Source organism: Paraburkholderia sp. TE9906 (assembly GCF_056279605.1).
This window is the reverse complement of record NZ_JBWCCT010000011.1, coordinates 133,902-147,280: the sequence shown is the minus strand read 5'-3', so window position 1 is coordinate 147,280 and position 13,379 is coordinate 133,902. Positions and strand designations below refer to the sequence as shown.

At 63.2% G+C, this 13,379-nt stretch carries 13 protein-coding genes; 7 read left to right on the top strand and 6 right to left on the bottom strand.

What is annotated here, in order from left to right; all coding sequences use genetic code 11:
• Positions 1-85: 85 nt before the first annotated feature.
• From ACZ9H4_RS26950 to kdgD, 3 genes are all read right to left on the bottom strand, one after another.
• Positions 86-829 (bottom strand): FadR/GntR family transcriptional regulator, encoded by a 744-nt coding sequence (locus ACZ9H4_RS26950; protein ID WP_408146731.1) that lies wholly within the window; start codon positions 827-829, stop codon positions 86-88.
• A gap of 200 nt (positions 830-1,029) precedes the next feature.
• Positions 1,030-2,382, bottom strand: coding sequence for an MFS transporter (locus ACZ9H4_RS26945; protein ID WP_408146733.1), 1,353 nt, complete (start codon positions 2,380-2,382; stop codon positions 1,030-1,032).
• Between the two features lie 268 nt (positions 2,383-2,650).
• Positions 2,651-3,568, bottom strand: a complete 918-nt coding sequence (gene kdgD / locus ACZ9H4_RS26940; RefSeq protein WP_408155006.1) for a 5-dehydro-4-deoxyglucarate dehydratase — start codon at positions 3,566-3,568, stop codon at positions 2,651-2,653.
• A gap of 233 nt (positions 3,569-3,801) precedes the next feature.
• On the opposite strand from kdgD, the gene garD reads away from it, so the two are divergent.
• The 7 genes from garD to ACZ9H4_RS26905 all read left to right on the top strand — a co-directional run bounded on the left by garD (position 3,802) and on the right by ACZ9H4_RS26905 (position 12,095).
• The gene (garD, locus tag ACZ9H4_RS26935; RefSeq protein WP_476121719.1) at positions 3,802-5,391 is read left to right on the top strand and encodes a galactarate dehydratase; all 1,590 of its coding nucleotides are present in this window, start codon (positions 3,802-3,804) and stop codon (positions 5,389-5,391) included.
• A 66-nt stretch (positions 5,392-5,457) separates the two neighbouring features.
• Positions 5,458-6,300, top strand: a complete 843-nt coding sequence (locus tag ACZ9H4_RS26930) for an NAD-dependent epimerase/dehydratase family protein (protein ID WP_408155011.1) — start codon at positions 5,458-5,460, stop codon at positions 6,298-6,300.
• 8 nt (positions 6,301-6,308) lie between these two features.
• Positions 6,309-7,226 (top strand): SMP-30/gluconolactonase/LRE family protein, encoded by a 918-nt coding sequence (locus tag ACZ9H4_RS26925; RefSeq protein WP_408325927.1) that lies wholly within the window; start codon positions 6,309-6,311, stop codon positions 7,224-7,226.
• 579 nt (positions 7,227-7,805) lie between these two features.
• Entirely contained in the window at positions 7,806-8,798 is a 993-nt protein-coding gene (locus ACZ9H4_RS26920; RefSeq protein ID WP_408146740.1) for a TRAP transporter substrate-binding protein, read from the top strand.
• Positions 8,799-8,949: 151 nt separating this feature from the next.
• Positions 8,950-9,429, top strand: coding sequence for a TRAP transporter small permease (locus ACZ9H4_RS26915; RefSeq protein WP_408146742.1), 480 nt, complete (start codon positions 8,950-8,952; stop codon positions 9,427-9,429).
• A gap of 7 nt (positions 9,430-9,436) precedes the next feature.
• Positions 9,437-10,789, top strand: a complete 1,353-nt coding sequence (locus ACZ9H4_RS26910; protein WP_476121717.1) for a TRAP transporter large permease — start codon at positions 9,437-9,439, stop codon at positions 10,787-10,789.
• A gap of 79 nt (positions 10,790-10,868) precedes the next feature.
• Complete coding sequence (locus ACZ9H4_RS26905) at positions 10,869-12,095, top strand: porin (RefSeq protein ID WP_408325767.1); 1,227 nt, start codon at positions 10,869-10,871, stop codon at positions 12,093-12,095.
• Between the two features lie 35 nt (positions 12,096-12,130).
• On the opposite strand, the gene ACZ9H4_RS26900 is transcribed toward ACZ9H4_RS26905, so the two are convergent.
• The 3 genes from ACZ9H4_RS26900 to ACZ9H4_RS26890 form a co-directional block, all read right to left on the bottom strand.
• The gene (locus ACZ9H4_RS26900; protein WP_476121714.1) at positions 12,131-12,256 is read right to left on the bottom strand and encodes a hypothetical protein; all 126 of its coding nucleotides are present in this window, start codon (positions 12,254-12,256) and stop codon (positions 12,131-12,133) included.
• 99 nt (positions 12,257-12,355) lie between these two features.
• Positions 12,356-12,649: a 4-oxalocrotonate tautomerase gene (locus tag ACZ9H4_RS26895; protein WP_476121712.1), complete on the bottom strand. Its 294-nt coding sequence runs from the start codon at positions 12,647-12,649 to the stop codon at positions 12,356-12,358.
• Positions 12,595-13,371: a class II aldolase/adducin family protein gene (locus tag ACZ9H4_RS26890; protein ID WP_408325776.1), complete on the bottom strand. Its 777-nt coding sequence runs from the start codon at positions 13,369-13,371 to the stop codon at positions 12,595-12,597. Before ACZ9H4_RS26890 ends, ACZ9H4_RS26895 begins: the two co-directional genes overlap by 55 nt.
• Positions 13,372-13,379 lie beyond the last annotated feature (8 nt).

The following is a 13,379-nucleotide window of genomic DNA, read 5'->3' as shown; positions in this document are numbered from 1 at the left end:
GCCGCGAGCGTGAGATCAAAGCGAAGCAGGATAAAAAATGGCCGGGAAATCCCGGCCATTTTGCTTTTGCGCGCAGCCTGGTGAATCAGCTATTCGCCTCGCTCACCTCGTTCGCGCGCCGCAGCCGCTCACGGCTATTCGACAGATGCATGCGCATTGCCGCGCGCGCGCCTTCCGCATCGTGCCGCGAGATCGCTTCGAGAATGCTTTCGTGTTCGAGGTTGACGAGCGACAGATACGCGTCCGGCTCCGCGCGCGCAATGCCGGCCGAGTCGAGCCGGTTGCGCGGAATCAGCGCGCTGCCCATTTGCGTGAGGATGTCGACGAAATAGCGGTTGCCCGTGGCGCGCGCGACCGAGATATGGAACTGCAGGTCGGCGTCGACGCTATCGAGCCCGTTGTGGCGGGTGGCTTCGATCGCGTCGAGCGCGGCGCGCATGCGCGCGAGGTCTTCGGTCTTCGCGCGTTGCGCGGCGAGACCGGCGCACTCCGTCTCGAGGCTGATACGCAGTTCGAGAATGGACAGCACGTCGCGCAGCGTGGTGGCCGGCACCATGTCGATGCCTAGCTTTTCGCGCTGCGGTTCCAGCACGAAACTGCCGATACCGTGCCGCGTCTCGATGATCTTGCCCGCCTGCAGACGTGAAATCGCTTCGCGAATCACCGTGCGGCTCACGCTCAGCGTGACCATCAGCTGTGATTCGGTCGGCAGTTTGTCGCCGGGCTTCAGCGCGTTGCTCGCGATCTGCTCGGTGACGTAGTTCACGACGAACTCGGCAAGATTGCGAGCGCGTCGTGGCGGTGCCGCGGATGCCAGTGGAGTAGCCATCGAGAACGCCCCTTGAATCAGATAGTTGCAGATACGCTCTGCAGGTTCATTATACCGTCGTCTGACGACTGATTATAAAAACGCCGGATCATTTTCGGCCCCGTCGTCCGAGGGACGACGAGGCGTGCCGAAAGCGCCTCGCGAAGCAGCAGTGGTGCCCGCGCGAGGCGCCCGGAAGTACGATAACCGCGCGCGCGGCTTCAGGCCTGGCGCAGTTCGACGCGCTTGATGTCCTTGACGATCACGAGGTAGCTGAACACCGTGAGCAGCGCGTTCGCGCCGACGAACACCAGCGCGCCGTTGAACGAGCCGGTGCGCGCGACGAGGTAGCCGATCACGATCGGCGTGACGATGCCCGCGACGTTGCCGAACATGTTGAAGATCGCGCCCGACAGGCCGAGCGCTTCCTTCGGCGACGTATCGGCGACCACTGCCCAGCCGAGCGCACCGATGCCTTTGCCGAAGAACGCGAGCGACATCAGCGCGACGACGATCCAGTCGGTCGACACATAGTTGCAGCCGATGATGCTCACCGACAGCAGCATGCCGCCGACGATCGGTACCTTGCGCGCCACGGTCAGCGAATGGCCGCGCCGGATCATGCCGTCCGACAGCACGCCGCCGAGCACGCCGCCCGAGAAGCCGCAGATCGCCGGCAGCGACGCCACGAGTCCCGCTTGCAGGATCGTCATGCCGCGCGCCTGCACGAGGTAGATCGGAAACCAGGTCAGGAAGAAGTAGGTCAGCACGTTGATGCAGTACTGCGCCAGGTAGACGCCGAGCAGCATGCGGTTGCCGAGCAGTTGACGCACCAGCGACCAGCCGCCGGTATTTTCGATCCTGTCGGCGCGCGTCGTTTTCTTGTGCCCGGTCACGACGCCGCCGCCCTGTTCGATGTACTCCAGTTCGGCGCGCGATACGCGCGGATGGTCGGCGGGGTTCTTCATCACCTTCAGCCAGGTGAGGGCGAGCGCGAGCCCGATCGCACCCATCACGACATAGACGGCCTGCCAGCCGAACGCGTGGGTGAGCCACGCCATGAGCGGCGTGAACACGACGGCGGCGAAGTATTGCGCCGCGTTGAAAATGGCCGAGGCGGTGCCGCGTTCGCTGGTCGGGAACCAGCTGGCCACCACTTTCGCGTTGGCCGGGAACGCGGGCGATTCCGCCGCGCCCATTGCGAAACGCAGCGCGAACAGTGCGACGACAGCGGCGCCCGCGCTGCCGAGCAGACCGATCGAGCTTTGCAGCAGGGTGAACAGCGACCACAGGAAGATGCTCGCCGCGTACACGCGCCGTGCGCCGAAGCGGTCCAGCAGCCAGCCGGCCGGCAGTTGCGAGAGCACGTAGGCCCAACTGAACGCGGAGAAAATGTAGCCCATGCGGATCGCGTCGAAGCCGAACTCGGTGCGCATCGCGGAGCCGGTCACCGAGAGCGTCGCGCGGTCTGCGTAATTGAGCGTGGTGATCAGAAAGATCAGCAGCAGGATCGCATAGCGCACTTTGGTGCGCGTGGTGGCGTCGGCGGGATTCGCCGTGCGGCTCATCTCCATGGTCATCTCCTGAATTTTTTTTGCAAGGGAGCAGGGCTCCCTGGGAAGCTGGTGTAACCAGCCGTCGTGATGCCGGCCAGTCGGTCCGGCTGCGGAAGGCCGGGCGGCACGGGTTCGCCTGAGGTGTTGCGCGAAGCCGATGCCGCGGCACTGCGGTGCAAAAACGCCCGGCGACGTTGCCGTCCCGGGCGCTCGTGGCTAAAAGCCGTCCAATACGGCCGTGTTCGCACGGCCGCCGGCTCTCTATTCCACTGTTACGCCAACTGCATTACTGCGGTCCGAGCTTCTTGATCAGCGCGTCGAGTTGCGCTATTTCTTCTTCGGTCAGGTCGGTCAGCGGTGCGCGGACCGGGCCTGCGTCGTGGCCGACCAGCTTCGCGCCAGCCTTGACGATGCTGACCGCGTAGCCTGCGCGACGGTTGCGGATCTTCAGGTACGGCAGGAAGAATTCGTCGATCAGCTTGCCGACCGTTGCGTGGTCGTCAGCGGCGATCGCGCGGTAGAAGTCCATCGCGGTCTTCGGAATGAAGTTGAACACCGCCGACGAGTACACCGGCACGCCCAGCGCCTTGTAGGCCGCGGCGTAGACTTCAGCGGTCGGCAGGCCGCCGAGGTACGAGAAGCGGTCGCCCAGACGGCGGCGGATCGTCACCATGTTTTCGATCTCGCCCACGCCGTCCTTGAAGCCGATCAGGTTCGGGCAGCGCTCCGCCAGACCTTCGAGCATGTCGGCGTTGAGCTTCGAGTTCGCACGGTTGTAAATGATCACGCCCATGTTCGGCACGGCCTTGCAGACTTCTTCCGCGTGCGCCGCGATGCCTTCCTGGCAGGCTTCCGTCAGGTAATGCGGCATCAGCAGAATGCCGTTCGCGCCATGGCGCTCGGCTTCCTTCGCGTAGTCGATCGCGACGCGCGTCGGGCCGCCGGCGCCGGCCAGGATCGGTACCTTGCCTTTGCAGACTTCGGTGGCGGTGCGCACCACGTTCGAGTAGTCGTTATGCGTCAGCGAGAAGAATTCGCCCGTGCCGCCGGCGACGAACAATGCCGACGCGCCGTACGGCGCGAGCCATTCGAGGCGTTCTGCGTACGTGTCGGCGCGGAAATCGCCTTGTGCGTCAAAGTCGGTCACGGGGAAGGAGAGAAGGCCTTCCGAAACGATCTGCTTGAGTTCCTGCGGTGTCGTCATGATGAATATCCAGGTGCCAGTTTTGAGTCGATTGGTAGTCGTTCAGTCGAAATGGAGATTTCTTATACGTCATCGTACAACAACAAAACGGGTAACTCAACGGGGTTTTCACGGCATAATGCACGCTATAGGGTAAATACGGAACGTCCATGGAAACTTTCATGTTGTAGGATGACGTATGAATAGCTGGCGCAGCGGGCGATCGTGCCAAAAGCGCCATAAGGATCGATGCAATGGAACAATCTCCGCTCTACATTCGCGTTCACCCCAATGACAATGTCGCGATCGTCGTCAACGACGGCGGGCTGGGTGAGGGCGCCGTTTTCCCCGATGGTCTGACGCTGCGCGAGCGCGTGCCGCAAGGGCACAAGGTCGCGCTGGCCGATCTGGCCGAGGGCGACGAGGTCATCCGCTATAACGTGGTGATTGGCTACGCGCTCAAGGCGCTGCCCAGGGGCAGCTGGATCAACGAGCACGTGATCCGCATGCCGAGCCCGCCGGGACTCGAAGACCTGCCGATCGCCACGATCAAGGCGCCGGAGATGCCGGCGCTCGAGGGCTACACGTTCGAGGGCTATCGCAACGCGGACGGCTCGGTCGGCTCGCGCAACATCCTCGCTATCACGACCACCGTGCAATGCGTGGCCGACGTGGTCCAGCATGCGGTCACGCGCATCAAGGCCGAACTGCTGCCGAACTATCCGAATGTCGACGACGTGGTGAGCCTCGGCCACACCTACGGCTGCGGCGTCGCGATCGACGCGCCCGATGCGATGGTGCCGATCCGCACCGTGCGCAACATCGCGCTGAACCCGAATTTCGGCGGCGAGGTGATGATGGTCAGCCTCGGCTGCGAGAAGCTGCAGCCCGAGCGCCTGATGCCGCCCGGCACGATTCCGATCGCGGCGGCCGCGAATGTCGCCGAGGTCGCGGACATCGGTGATGTCGAGGCTGAAGCGAACGGCGACGTGGTGGTGTTGCAGGACGAATCGCACGTCGGCTTCCAGTCGATGATCGACTCGATCATGCGCATGGCCGACGGTCATCTGAAGCGCCTGAACAACCGCCGCCGCGAAACCTGCCCCGCCTCCGACCTCGTGATCGGCGTGCAGTGCGGCGGCAGCGACGCGTTCTCCGGCCTGACGGCGAACCCGGCCGTGGGCTTCGCAACCGACCTGCTGGTGCGGGCCGGCGCGACCGTGATGTTCTCCGAAGTCACCGAAGTGCGCGACGGCGTCGATCAGCTGACGGCGCGCGCGGCCAACGCGGACGTCGCCGCGGCGATCATCCGCGAAATGCAGTGGTACGACGATTACCTGAAGCGCGGCGGCGCAGACCGCAGCGCCAACACCACGCCCGGCAACAAGAAGGGCGGCTTGTCGAACATCGTCGAAAAGGCGATGGGCTCGATCATCAAGTCGGGCAACTCGGCGATCTCCGGCGTGTTGTCGCCCGGCGAGAAGGTCCGCCAGAAAGGTTTGATCTATGCGGCCACGCCGGCGAGCGATTTCATCTGCGGCACGCTGCAGGTCGCCGCGGGTATCAACCTGCACGTGTTCACCACCGGCCGCGGCACGCCGTACAGCCTCGCGGAAGTGCCCGTGATCAAGGTCGCGACCCGCTCGGACCTCGCGCGCCGCTGGCACGACCTGATGGACGTCAACGCCGGCACGATCGCGACCGGTGCCGCGACCATCGAAGAGGTGGGCTGGGAACTGTTCCGACTGATGCTCGACGTCGCCAGCGGGCGCAAACAGACCTGCGCCGAAAAGCTCAAGCTGCACAACGCGTTGACGCTGTTCAACCCGGCGCCGGTGACCTGATTTCCGGCGGCGCGGCGTGCCCGCGCCGCGAGGCTGATCCGATCGCAATCACATCAACAGAAAGACATGACCGACTCGAACCTTGACCGCTCCGCGGCACAGAAACCTTTCCGCCGACTGCTCCTGACGGGCGCCGCCGGCAACCTCGGCAAGCAATTGCGCGGCGCGCTCGCCGCGTGGGCCGACGTCGTGCGCGTGTCCGACATCGCGCCGCTCGGCGAAGTGGCGGAGCATGAAGAAGCGTCCGTCGTCGACCTCGCCGATGCAGCAGCGGTGCACGCGCTGCTCGAAGGCGTGGACGCGGTGGTCCATCTCGGCGGCATTTCCGTCGAAGCGCCGTTCGAAGACCTGATCGAAGCGAACATCCGCGGTCTGTACAACCTGTACTCGGCGGCGCAGAAGCAGGGCGTGAAGCGCATCATCTACGCAAGCTCGAACCATGCGGTGGGCTTCCACCCGACGACCTCGGTGATCGATACCGACGCGCCGCTGCGCCCCGACACCCTGTACGGCGTGACCAAGTGCTTCGGCGAATCGCTGTCGCGCTACTACTTCGACCGCTTCGGGCTGGAGACGGTGTGTCTGCGGATCGGCTCGTCGTTCGAGCAGCCGCGCAACCCGCGCATGCTCGTCACGTATCTGAGCTATCGCGACTTCATCGAACTGGTGCGCTGCTCGCTGTTCACGAACCGCGTCGGCCACGCGATCATCTACGGTGTGTCGGACAACCGCATCTCGTGGGTGGACAACAAGAAGGCCGCGTTCCTCGGCTTCCGTGCGCAGGACAGCTCGGCGCAATTCGAGCATCTATTCCCGGCTAGCGCCCCCGACACGCAGTTCGACGATCCGACCCAGCGCTTCCAGGGCGGCCCGTTCGTGCTGGCAGGTCCGATGGAGCCGAAGCGGTGAGCGTCACGATGAATGCGCCCGTCGAGCGGCTCGACGCGGCAGGGCGCGCGTCGGTGGGCGAGAGCCCGGTGTGGCGCGCGGCGGAACAGGCGCTTTACTGGGTGGACATCCCGGCGCAGAAAATCGTGCGGCTGCAGGTCGATTCGGGCCGGCGCGCCGAATGGCTGTTGCCGGAGAAGGTCGCCTGTATCGCGTTCGATCGTCGCGGCACGGTGCTGGCCGGCTGCGAGACGGGACTCTTCGCCGTTACGTTGCCTGAGGCGGCGCAGGCTTGCGGCAGCGAACCGGTCGCGGCGTCGGTGCGCAAGCTCGCCGCGCCGGAGTTCGGCGCCGACGGCATGCGCTTTAACGACGGCCGTTGCGACCGTCAGGGCCGCTTCTGGTCCGGCACGATGGTGATGGACATGGCGGCGGCCGATCCGGCCGGCGCGCTGTACCGCTTCGACGCGAACGGGGTGCTGTCCGCGCCGGTCGTCGCTTCGCTGATCACGCAGAACGGCCTCGGCTGGTCGCCGGACGGCAAGACCATGTATCTGTCCGACTCGCATCCGCTGCATCGACTGATCTGGGCGTTCGACTACGACATCGAGTCGGGCGAGCCGCGCAACCGGCGCGTGTTCGCCGATCTGCATCACTATTCGGGCCGTCCCGACGGCGCGGCGGTCGATGCCGACGGCTGCTACTGGATCTGCGCGAACGACGCGGGCCTGCTGCTGCGCTTCACGCCGGAGGGCAAGCTCGACCGCCAGGTGCCGGTGCCGCCGACCAAGCCGGCCATGTGTGCGTTCGGCGGCAGCAAGCTGGATACGCTATTTGTGACCTCGATTCATCCGGGAGCCAGCGCGAGCGAGCACGACGGGCATCTGTTCGCCGTGAGTCCCGGCGTGACTGGGTTGCCCGAGCCCGAATTCGCGGGCGAACTGTAAGCTGAATCTGCTCGAAAACTGGCGCCGGCAAGCGATTCCGCCCGGCGTCAGTCATCCAACTGGCTTCTGATTCATCACTCGTCGTACAACAATGTGGCGTAGAGACCACGGTTCGGCGCGGATTTCTGAACAAAAACCGGGCGTCCCCAAGCGCCGTCCTTCCCTCCCCATTTCTCCTCCCGCTGGCGCGGGCTCTCGCCGGGACCCCAAATAGGTCATCCGTACCGAGGCTGTCAATTCTGCGGGTAAATACCGTCTGTACAAGTCAAAACGCGTTTTATAGACTTCGTATGTCGTCGTACAACATATAAGCCCAAACAGATTCCTTTCTTTGAATATTGGGATAGCAAGGGGATAACAAGGCGGTTTCCGCTCACGAGACTCGCGCCGAGGTAATCGAAGTAAAAGAAGCAAGTTGTCTGACAGGAGTGCTGAGTATCTGTGCCGGGGATGTTGCGCAGACCAGTACGGCAACCCGCTCGCCACCCGCAATGGGCGGTGAGTGTCGAGCCAGGAGACGCAGCAAACCATGTCGCATCCGCAATCGATTGGATGGTCAATTTTTCAAGGAATGTCACGATGAACAAGAAGTTTGTCTCTTCCCGTGTTTCGATGATCGTCGCAGCTGCGGCGCTGGCGTTCAGCGCCGCGTCGGCAGAAGCGCGCACGTTCCGCGTTTCGGACGTGCACGGCGATACGTACCCGACCAACATGGCCGTGAAGTACATGGGCGAGGAAATCAACAAGGCGACCGGCGGCAAGGATTCCGTGAAGGTCTTCGGCAACAGCGCGCTGGGTTCGGAAAACGACACGATCGATCAGGTGCGCATCGGCGCGCTCGACATGGCGCGCGCCAACGGTGCCGCGTTCAACGAAATCGTTCCTGAATCGATGATCCCGTCGCTGCCGTTCCTGTTCCGCGACATCGACCATTTCCGCAAAGTGATGTACGGCCCGGAAGGCCAGAAGATTCTCGACGCTTTCTCGGCGAAGGGCATGATCGCGCTGACGTTCTATGAGAGCGGCGCGCGTTCGATCTACACGAAGAAGCCGATCCATACGCCGGCCGACATGAAGGGCCTGAAGGTGCGCGTGCAGCCGTCCGATCTGATGGTCGACGAAATCCGCGCCATGGGCGGCACGCCCACGCCGATGCCGTTCGCCGAGGTGTACACGGGCCTGAAGACGGGTCTCGTGGATGCCGCGGAAAACAACATCCCGTCGTACGAAGAAACCAAGCACTTCGAAGTCGCGCCGGTGTTCTCCGAAACCCAGCATTCGATGACGCCGGAAGTGCTGGTGTTCTCGAAGAAGGTCTGGGACACGCTGACGCCGCAGCAACAGCAGATCATCAAGAAGGCCGCGGCCGACTCGGTGCCGTACTACGAGAAGCTGTGGACCGCGCGCGAAGCCGATGCGAGCAAGACGGTCACCAAGGGTGGCGCGACGATCGTCGCTGCGTCGCAGGTCGATCGCGCGGCTTTCGTGAAGGCGATGCAGCCGGTGTGGGCGAAGTATGAAAAGACCCCGCAGATGAAGCAGCTCGTCGACGAGATCCAGGCAGTCAAATAAGGTTCGCGTGCCGGACAGGCGGCGATAGCGGCGGAAACAGCTTGCAGGAGGTTCTGCGGGCTTTTCCGCCGCGCGCGGCGTCCTGAGCCGGCGCAGTCGAACACAGTTGCAAATATTAAAGACAGATCTGTCGTGAGCAAGGACGGGGTCAATGAGTTTCTTGAAACGCCCAAATGATTTTCTCTTTCGCGTGCTGACTGTCGTGGCCTCGGCAAGTCTGGCCGCGCTGTGTCTGCTGGTGATTTATGGCGTCGTGATGCGCTATGTCTTTAGCGACGCACCCGATTTCGTCGAGCCCATCGCGCTGCTGCTGGTGATCGTGATCGCCATGTTCGGCGCCGCGCTCAAGGTGCGCGAACGCGGCCATATCGGCCTCGACTCATTGGTCAACAAGTTGTCGGAGAAAGGCCGGACGGTTGCGACGGGGATTCAGCATGTCTGCCTGATCGCGTTCGCCGTGGCGGTTTTCTTCGGTTGTCTGGAGATGGCGATCACCACGAGGGAAGACCGGATTCCGATTCTCGGTTTGCCGGAAGCACTGCGGTATTGCATTCCGGTCGTTGCCAGCATCTGCATCGCACTGTTCTCGTTCGAGCATCTGCTGGCTCTCTTCGAAAAGAAACACAAATAGAACAATCATGGAACTCGCCCTTCTTTCCATCAGTTTTCTCGTCTTCCTCTTTCTCGGGGTTCCTGTTTCGTTTGCGTTGGGACTGTCGTGCGTCCTGACGTATCTGTATGAGGGGCTGCCGGCGGCCACCGCCATGCAGTCGATGATCTCGGGCATGAACGCGTTTTCGTTCCTCGCGGTCCCGTTCTTCATCTTCTCCGGCGAGTTGATGTTGCACGGTGGCATCGCAGACCGTATCCTCCGGTTCGCGCAGGCCACGGTGGGGCATTTCCGCGGCGGCCTGGGCATGGCCAACGTGGTGGCGTGCACGCTGTTCGGCGGCGTGTCGGGTTCGCCGACGGCGGACACGTCCGCGATGGGCGGTGTGGTGATTCCGCTGATGAAGCGCGAAGGCTACAGCGCGGCGTATGCGGTCAACGTCACGACGCACTCGTCGCTGGCGGGCGCGCTGATGCCCACGTCGACCAACATGATCATTTACGCGTTCGCGGCGCAAGGCATCACCGGCACCCTGAACGGCGTGAAGATGAGCGGCGTGTCGATCGGCGATCTGCTGTTCTCCGGGCTGCTGCCGGTGTTGTGGGTGATGGGCCTCGTGCTGATCGCCGCGTACTGGCAAGCGGTCAAGTTCGGCTATCCGCGCCGTCCCGACGGCTCGACCGGCGTGCAGCGCTTCCCGGGCTGGATGGCGGTGGCGCGTACGTTCATCGGCGCGGTGCCGGGTCTGATGGTCATCGCGATCATTCTGTTCTGCGTGGCGCGCGGCATCGCCACCGCGACGGAAGCGGCCGCGATCGCCGTGGGGTACTCGCTGGTCCTGACGGTCGTCGTGTACCGCTCCATGACGCTGAGCAAGCTGGGTCATGCACTGTCGAAAGCGGCCAAGACGACGGGCGTGGTGCTGCTGCTGATCGGCGTGTCGAACATGCTGCGCTTCCAGATGGCCTTCCTCGAGATTCCGGACGCGATCGAACGCATGCTCGACGGCGCGACGACGCTGCCCTGGCTGATGTTGCTGTACATCAACGTGATCCAGGTTTTTCTCGGCACGTTCGTCGACATGGCGGCGCACATCCTGATCACGACGCCGCTGTTCCTGCCGATGGCGATGCACAACGGCGTGGGTCCGGTGCAGTTCGGCATCATGATCCTGCTGAACTGTGCATTGGGTCTCGTGCACCCGCCGATCGGCTCGGTGCAATTCATTGGGTGCGCAATTGGCAATGTGTCGATCGGGGAAACCACTAAGGTGGCGTGGCCGTATTACCTGGCTATCTTCAGCGCGATCAACATCGTGACGTACGTGCCGTGGTTCTCGACATGGTTGCCGAGTCTGATTAACGGACACCCGGTGTTCTGATTTAAAAAAACGTATAAGCCCACACTCAGCGGCGCTCGCACAAGGCCGCAAAAAAATAGAATTTTTAACAGGAGTAGAAATGAAAAAGGCACTGGTTGGTTCGGCCATCGGGTTGGTCGCCCTCGGCGCGCATGCACAAAGCAACGTGACGCTGTACGGTATCGTCGATACGGGTATCGGCTATCAGAACAGCTCGACGACGCTGAGCGCGGTGGGTTCGGCGAAGCCGTCTGCGGGTGGCTCCTCGCAAGTCAAGATGATCAACGGCATCTGGGCTGGCAGCCGTTTCGGCCTGAAGGGCTCGGAAGATCTGGGTGGCGGCACGAAGGCGATTTTCCAGTTGGAACAGGGCTTTAACAGCGCAACCGGCGCGCAAGGCGTGTCGGGTCTGGCGTTCAACCGTCAGGCATGGGTGGGTCTGACGAATGGCACGTTCGGTACGCTGACGGCGGGTCGCCAGTACACGTCGTACTACACGCTGCTGTCGCCGTACAGCCCGACTACGTGGCTGACCGGTGCATACGGCGCGCACCCGGGTGATATCGACTCGCTGGATACGCTGTACCGCGCCAACAACTCGCTGGTCTACACGTCGCCGAACATGCGCGGTCTGACGATCAGCGGTTCGTACTCGCTGGGCGGCAACGCGGGCAGCTTCTCCGCTGGCCAGGTCTGGAGCGTGGCGGCACAGTACCTGAATGGCCCGATCGGCATCGCAGCAGGCATCCAGCGCATCGACAATGCCGGGATCGCCACCACCAGCCCGGCCGCTGTGAACTGGAATTCCGCGATGTCGAACAACGGCGCAGAGCCGGCTGTCTCGGCAATCAACAACGGCTTCCAGACCGCGGCGAAGCAGCAGCGCGTTGCAGTGACGGGCGGCTACGCGTTCAACTCGCAGTGGGACGTTTCGTTCGCTTACTCGAACGTTCAATACGCTGCGGGTTCGGGTTCGTTCTTCCACGACACGCAAATCTGGAATACGGGTGGCGCAGTGTTGCACTGGAAGCCGATCACGCCGCTGGACCTGGCCGCTGGCTATAGCTACACGCGTGCGACGTCGTCGAACGGCATTTCGAACACGGCTAGCTACAACCAGTTCAACCTGTCGCAGTACTACAGCCTGTCCAAGCGTACCGGCCTGTATGCGCTGGAAGCGTATCAGCGTGCTAACGGTCAGACGCTTGCAGGCAACGGCAAGACGATCATCGACGCAACGGCAAGCATCGGCGACGGCCAGAACGGTTCGCCGTCCTCGTCGCGCAGCCAGATTGCTGTCGGCGTGGGTATCATCCACAAGTTCTGATCGGGTAGTTTAGTGGCGGCGCAGCCGGCGTTTCGTTACGCCGCCACGGCAACGCTTGAAGAAAAGCGTTGTTCAGCAACAACAGCTGCGCGCGCAACGCGCGCAGCTTTTTGAGCCGTTTGCGACTTTTCGGCATCGCGAGCGGTGGCCTGATCGGCCATTCCCGCACGCATCCGGCGGCGAGCCTTTTCAGCGCTCAGGGCGAGCGCCCCTCGTTACACACATCCACAGCTGACCCGCTGAACCATGCCATTGCATGTTCACGTATCGGCGTCTGACCACAAACGTCCCCCCGTTGCCCAGTTCTCGCGCTTCACGTCAGTGAGGATGATCTCCACCGAATTCGGTTCGACGCCGAGCGAGTCGCAAGTCGCTTGGGTGATCGCTTCGACGAACTGGCGTTTCTGTTCCAGCGAACGGCCTTCGAAGAGTTCGATGTGAAACGTGGGCATGGCATGACTCCGTTGAGCAATGAGATTGAGATGAGCGTGGCGCGGCTTCAGTCGCGATAGCTGCGGTCGAGCCGGTCGAGCTTGCGCAGCAGCGCAGGCCATTCGAGCGTGCCTTCGATTGCGCCGCCGTCATACAGTTGTGCCGCCGTGCGTGCGGCGAGCGCGTCATTCGGTACGACGAGCTCCGTGCCGCATGCTTGCGCCTGCAGTTGAATCTCGCAGGCCTTCAGCAGCGTGGCCATCAGCACATAAGCTTCGGCGACCGTGCGTCCGGCCGTCAGTGTGCCGTGATTGCGCAGCAGCATAGCGGGCTTGTCGGCGAGATTCGCGACGAGACGTTCGCCTTCGGCCAGTGTGAACGCGAGGCCTTCGTAATCGTGATACGCGAGCTGGCCGTAAAAGCGCAGCGCGTGCTGCGAGGCGGGCAGCAGGCCGGCCGGTTGCGCGGAAACCGCGACGCCCGCCGTGTTGTGCAGATGCATGACGCAGAACGCGTCGGCGCGCGCCGCGTGGACGGCGGCGTGCAGCGCGAAGCCGGTTGCGTTCACGGCGTATTCGCTGGCGCCGACGATGTTGCCGGCGATATCGATCTTCACGAGGTTCGACGCGCGCACTTCGTCGAACGCGAGACCAAACGGGTTGATCAGGAAGTGGCCGGGTCCGTCCGGCACGCTCGCCGAGATATGCGTGTAGATCAGGTCGTCCCAGCCGTTGAGCGCCGCGAGGCGATAGGCGGCGGCCAGGTCGACGCGGGTCTGGCGCTCCGCGTCGGAGAGTGGGCCGGAGTCGGCTACGCGGCCGGCCGGGGTGTGGGTGAACGACATGACTGTCT